The 5847-nt window shown below is 69.3% G+C and carries 1 protein-coding gene; it reads left to right on the top strand.

Annotated elements, in window-relative coordinates; all coding sequences use genetic code 11:
- On the top strand, positions 1-5847 hold a 5847-nt coding region (locus tag CAG29_RS27920), incomplete at both ends, for a non-ribosomal peptide synthetase (protein ID WP_139831538.1).

Below are 5847 nucleotides of genomic sequence, written 5' to 3'. Positions count from 1 at the left end.
AACTGCCTCAACCACCTGCCGGGGATCCAGGAGGCGGTGCTGCTGGCCCGGGAGGATGAACCCGGCCAAGTGCGCCTGGTGGCGTACTTCACCGCCCAGGCACAAGTCGAGCCGCTGGAGGTGGGCGAACTGCGCACGCACCTGCTGAGCCAACTGCCGGAATACATGGTGCCGTCGGCGTTTGTCCGGCTCGACGCGTTGCCGCTGACCGCCAACGGCAAGCTCGACCGCAAGGCCTTGCCGAAACCCGAGCGCAGCGCGCTGTTCACCCGCGAGTACGAGGCGCCGCAGGGCGAGCTCGAACAAGCCCTGGCGCAAGTCTGGGCCGAGGTATTGCAGGTCGAGCGGGTAGGGCGCCACGACCACTTCTTCGAACTGGGCGGGCACTCGCTGCTGGCGATGCGCATGGTGTCCCAGGTGCGCCAGCGGCTGGGCGTGGAACTGGCGTTGAGCGACCTGTTCGCCAACGCCGAACTGGCCGCCGTGGCCGAGGTGCTGTCCCGTTCGGGCCGCAGCACGCTGCCGGACATCGTGCCGGCGCCGCGCGACCAGGCGCTGCCGCTGTCGTTCGCCCAGCAGCGGTTGTGGTTCCTGTCGCAGATGGAGGGGGCCAACACGGCGTACAACATCCCGATCGCCCTGCGCCTGCGCGGGCGCCTCGACGAAGACGCGCTGCAGCGCTCATTGGCGCGGATTGTCGCCCGCCACGAAACCCTGCGCAGCCGCTTCGCCCAGTTCAATGACGAAGCCGAGGTGCTGATCGCCCCGGTGGACAGCGGCTTGCCGTTGCAGGCTGAAGACCTGCGCCGCCACCCGCAGGCCGAAGACGCGTTGCTGGCGTTGATCGAGGGCGAAGCGTCGGCCCCGTTCGACCTGGAGGGCGATCCGCTGATCCGCGGACGGCTGGTGCGCATGGCCGATGATCACCACGTCTTGCTGCTGACCTTGCACCACATCGTCACCGACGGTTGGTCCATGGGCGTGCTGACCCGCGAGCTGATGGCGCTTTACCAGGCCTTCAGCCACGGCGAGCCCGATCCGCTGCCGCCGCTGGCCTTGCAGTACACCGACTACGCCGTGTGGCAACGCCGCTGGCTCAGCGGCGAGGTGCTGCAACGCCAGAGCGACTACTGGCGCCAGACCCTGAGCGGCGCGCCGGCTTTGCTGGCCTTGCCCACCGACCGGCCGCGGCCGGCGCAGCAGGACTACGCCGGCCGCCAGATCGAAATCACCTTGGATGAACGCCTGACCGCCGGCCTCAACGCGTTGTGCCAGCGCCACGGCGTGACGCTGTACATGGCTCTGACGGGCGCGTGGGCGATGCTGATGGCGCGCCTGTCCGGCCAAGCGGACGTGGTGATCGGCTCGCCGGTGGCCAACCGTGGCCGGGCCGAGATCGAAGACCTGATCGGCATGTTCGTCAACACCCTGGCGCTGCGCATCGACACCTCGGGCGAGCTGAGCACCGAAGCGCTGCTGGCCCAGGTCAAGGCCCGCACGCTGGAAGCCCAGGCCCACCAGGACCTGCCGTTCGAGCAAGTGGTGGACATCGTCAAGCCGGAGCGCAGCCTGGCCCACAGCCCGTTGTTCCAGACCCTGTTCAGTTGGGAGAGCCGTCAGGGCGAACGCCTGGTCCTCGACAACCTGGCGCTCGAAGGCGTCGCCGAGCCCAGCCACTTCGCCAAGTTCGACCTGTCGCTGACCCTGCGCGAGGCGCAAGGCGAGCTTCGCGGCACGCTGGAGTGCGCCACGGCGTTGTTCGACGAAGCGACGGTCGTGCGTTACTTCGGTTACCTGCAGCGGCTGCTGCAAGCGATGGCCAGTGATGACCACGCGGTGCTGGAGCAGGTGCCGATGCTGGCGGAAGACGAACGGCAGGCGTTGCTGTTCGATCTCAACGCCACCGACGTCGACTACGACCTGCAACAGACGATCCATGGCCTGTTCGAGGCCCAGGCCTTGCGCACGCCGCAGGCCGTGGCGGTCAAGAGCGGCGACCGTTCCTTGAGCTACGCCGAGCTGAACCGCCAGGCCAACCGCCTGGCCCGTCACTTGCGCGGCTTGGGCGTGGGCCCGGATGCGCGGGTGGGGATCTGCGTCGAGCGCAGCCCGGAGATGGTGGTGGGCCTGCTGGCGATCCTCAAGGCCGGCGGCGGTTACGTGCCGTTGGATCCGGCCTACCCGGCGGAACGCCTGGCCTACATGCTGGACGACAGCGCCCCGCTGGCGGTGCTGGTGCACGGCGCGACCCGCAGTGTGCTCGGCGAATCCGCCGCCCAGGTGGTCGACCTCGACGAAGCGGTCTGGGCATCGCAACCTGCCGACAACCTGTCGGCGCAGGGCCTGACCCCGCAGCACATGGCCTACGTGATCTACACCTCCGGCTCCACCGGCCAACCCAAGGGCGTGATCAACGAGCATTCCGGCGTGGTCAACCGCCTGCTGTGGATGCAGGACGCCTACCGCCTGAGCGCCGAGGACACGGTGCTGCAAAAGACCCCGTTCAGCTTCGACGTGTCGGTGTGGGAGTTCTTCTGGCCGCTGATGACCGGGGCGCGGCTGGTCATGGCCCGGCCCGAGGGCCACAAGGATCCGCAGTACCTGAGCGACATCATCGCGGCGGAGCGCGTCACCACGCTGCACTTCGTGCCGTCGATGCTCGACGTGTTCCTCGCCCATGGCGACACCGCCCGCTGCGCCGGCCTGCGTCAGGTGATGTGCAGCGGCGAGGCGCTGCCGGGCAGCCTGGTGCGGCGCTTCAAGCGGCAGTTGCCGGGCATCGGCCTGCACAACCTGTACGGCCCGACCGAAGCGGCGGTGGACGTCACCGCGTGGGACTGCGCGGGCCCCCTCGACACCACGCCGGACAACACCCCCATCGGCAAACCGATCGCCAACACCCGGATGTACATCCTCGACGGGCAACGGCAACCGGTGCCGCTGGGCGTAGTCGGCGAGCTGTACATCGGCGGGGTGCAAGTGGCGCGGGGTTACCTCAACCGTGCGCCGCTCAGCGCCGAACGGTTCCTGGAGGATCCGTTCCGGCCGCAGGGCCGGATGTACCGCACCGGCGACGTCGCCCGCTGGCTGGCCGACGGCAACATCGAATACCTGGGCCGCAACGACGACCAGGTGAAAATCCGCGGCCTGCGCATCGAGCTGGGCGAGATCCAGTCGCGCCTGAGCGCCCTGGACGGCGTGCAGGAAGCGGCGGTGCTGGCCCGGGAGGACGTGCCGGGGGACAAGCGGCTGGTGGCGTACTACACCGGCACAGCGCAATCGGTGGAGGACCTGCGCACACGGCTGCTCGAACACCTGCCGGACTACATGGTGCCGGCGCTGTTCGTGCACCTGAACGCCTGGCCGCTGAGCCCCAACGGCAAGCTCGACCGCAAGGCATTGCCGGCGCCGGATCAGGCTGCGGCGAGCGTGCGCCAGTACGAGGCCCCGGTTGGCGAGACGGAAATCACCCTTGCGCAACTGTGGTGCGAGCTGCTCAACGTCGAGCGGGTCGGGCGTCATGACCATTTCTTCGAACTGGGCGGGCACTCGCTGCTGGCGGTCAATCTGGTCGCCCGCATGCGCCGCGCCGGCCTGACGGCGGACGTGCGCGTGCTGTTCAACCAGCCGACCCTCGCCGCACTGGCGGCCGCCGTCGGCGGGGCGCCGGAAGCCGAAGTGCCGGCCAACCGCATCGCGCCGGACTGCCGGCGGATCACGCCTGAGCTGTTGCCGCTGGTTGCGCTGGAGCAGGCCGACATCGACCGCATCGTCGCCGGCATCCCTGGCGGCGCGGCCAACGTGCAGGACATTTACCCGCTGGCGCCGTTGCAGGCCGGGATCCTGTTCCATCACCTGACGGCCACCGAGGGCGATCCGTACGTGCTGCAGGCGCAGTTCGCCTTCGCCGACGAGCAGCGTCTGAACGCGTTCGCCGAGGCCTTGCAGCATGTGATCGACCGTCACGACATCCTGCGCACCTCGTTCTACTACGAAGGGCTGGACGAACCGGTGCAGGTGGTCTGGCGCCAGGCGTCGCTGGTGAGCGAAACGCTGGAGCTGGACGCGGAGGCGGGGGACGCGCTGACGCAGTTGCGCGCGCGGTTCAATGTCCGGCATTACCGCATGGCCGTGGATCAGGCACCGTTGCTGCGTGTGGTGCATGCCTGGGATGCGGACAACCGGCGCGTGGTGGCGCTGCTGCTGTTCCATCACCTGGTGATGGATCACGTAGCGCTTGAGGTGCTGCAACACGAGATGAACGCCGTGCTGCTCGGTCACGAGCAGCACTTGGCGGAACCGGTGCCGTACCGCAACCACGTGGCCCGTGCGCATTCGGGCCTCGACGACCGGGCGCACGAGGCGTTCTTCCGGGCGATGCTTGGCGATGTCGAGGAAGCGACCGTGCCCTATGGCCGCCATGCCGCCCAGGGCGGCGAGACGGCGCGGGCGCACCTGACGCTGGACAATCCGCTCAGCCGTACGCTGCGGCGCCAGGCCCGACGTCTGGGCATCAGCGTTGCCAGCCTGATACACCTGGCCTGGGCTCAGGTGCTGGGGCAACTGGCGGGCCGCGACGACGTGGTATTTGGCACCGTCCTGCTCGGCCGCCTGCACGGCGGCGAGGGTGTCGAGCGCTCGCCGGGGGTGTTCGTCAATACCTTGCCGCTGCGCATCGGCCTGACCGGGCAAACCGTGAAGGCCGCCGCGCTGGCGGTCCAGCAACGCTTGAGCCAACTGCTGGAGCATGAACACGTGCAACTGGCGCTGGTGCAGCATTGCAGCGCCATGGCGCCGGGCACGCCGCTGTTCGGCACGTTGCTCAATTACCGCCACAGCGCACCGCAGGGTGCAGCCTCCGCCGAGGCGGAGCGCGCCTGGCAGGGCATGCGATTGCTGGAGGCCGAGGAACACACCAACTATCCCGTGACCCTCAGCGTCGATGACCTGGGCGAGGATTTCAGCCTGACGGCGTTGACCGGGGCGGGGATCGAGGCCCGGCGGATCTGCGGATACATGCACGGCGCGCTGGAGCGCCTGGCGCTGGCGTTGGAGCAGTCGCCGAACCTGCCGATCGATCAACTGACGATCCTGACGGCGGCGGAACGCGAGCAAGTGCTGCACGGCTTCAACGCCACCGCCGCCGACTACCCGCAAGGCCTCACCACCCAGCAACGCTTCGAGGCCCAGGCCGCGCAACGGCCCGACGCCGTGGCCGCCGCGTTCCTCGGCGAACAGCTGACCTACGCCGACCTCAACCGTCGGGCCAACGCCCTGGCCCGGCACCTGACCGGGTTGGGCGTGCGCCCCGACGACCGGGTGGCCATCGTCGCCCGCCGTGGCCTCGACACCCTGGTCGGCCTGGTGGCGATCCTCAAGGCCGGCGCCGGCTACGTGCCGGTGGATCCGGCGCACCCGGCCGAGCGCCTGGAGTACCTGCTCAGCGACAGCGCCCCGGTCGCGGTGCTGACCCAAAGCAGTTTGCGTGGACGGTTGCCGGCGCTGGCGGTGCCGGTGCTCGACCTCGACCTCCAACAATGGCCGGCGGACGACACCGGCAACCCGCAGATCCCGGGCCTCACCCCCGGGCACCTGGCCTACGTGATCTACACCTCCGGCTCCACCGGCCTGCCGAAAGGCGTGATGGTCGAGCACCAGACCCTGGGCAACCTGATCGACTGGCACTGCGCGGCGTTCGACCTGTGCGCCGGCCGTCACACTTCGAGCCTGGCCGGCTTCGGCTTCGACGCCATGGCCTGGGAGGTCTGGCCGGCGCTGTGCGCGGGCGCGACCCTGCACCTGGCGCCGGTCCACGACGGCACCGAGGACATCGACGCGCTGCTCGGC

The sequence above is a fragment of the Pseudomonas sp. B7(2017) genome (genome assembly GCF_002112745.1).
Lineage (GTDB): Bacteria > Pseudomonadota > Gammaproteobacteria > Pseudomonadales > Pseudomonadaceae > Aquipseudomonas > Aquipseudomonas ekonensis.
The sequence above is the reverse complement of the archived record's forward strand: the minus strand, read 5'-3'. Positions and strand labels throughout refer to the sequence as shown.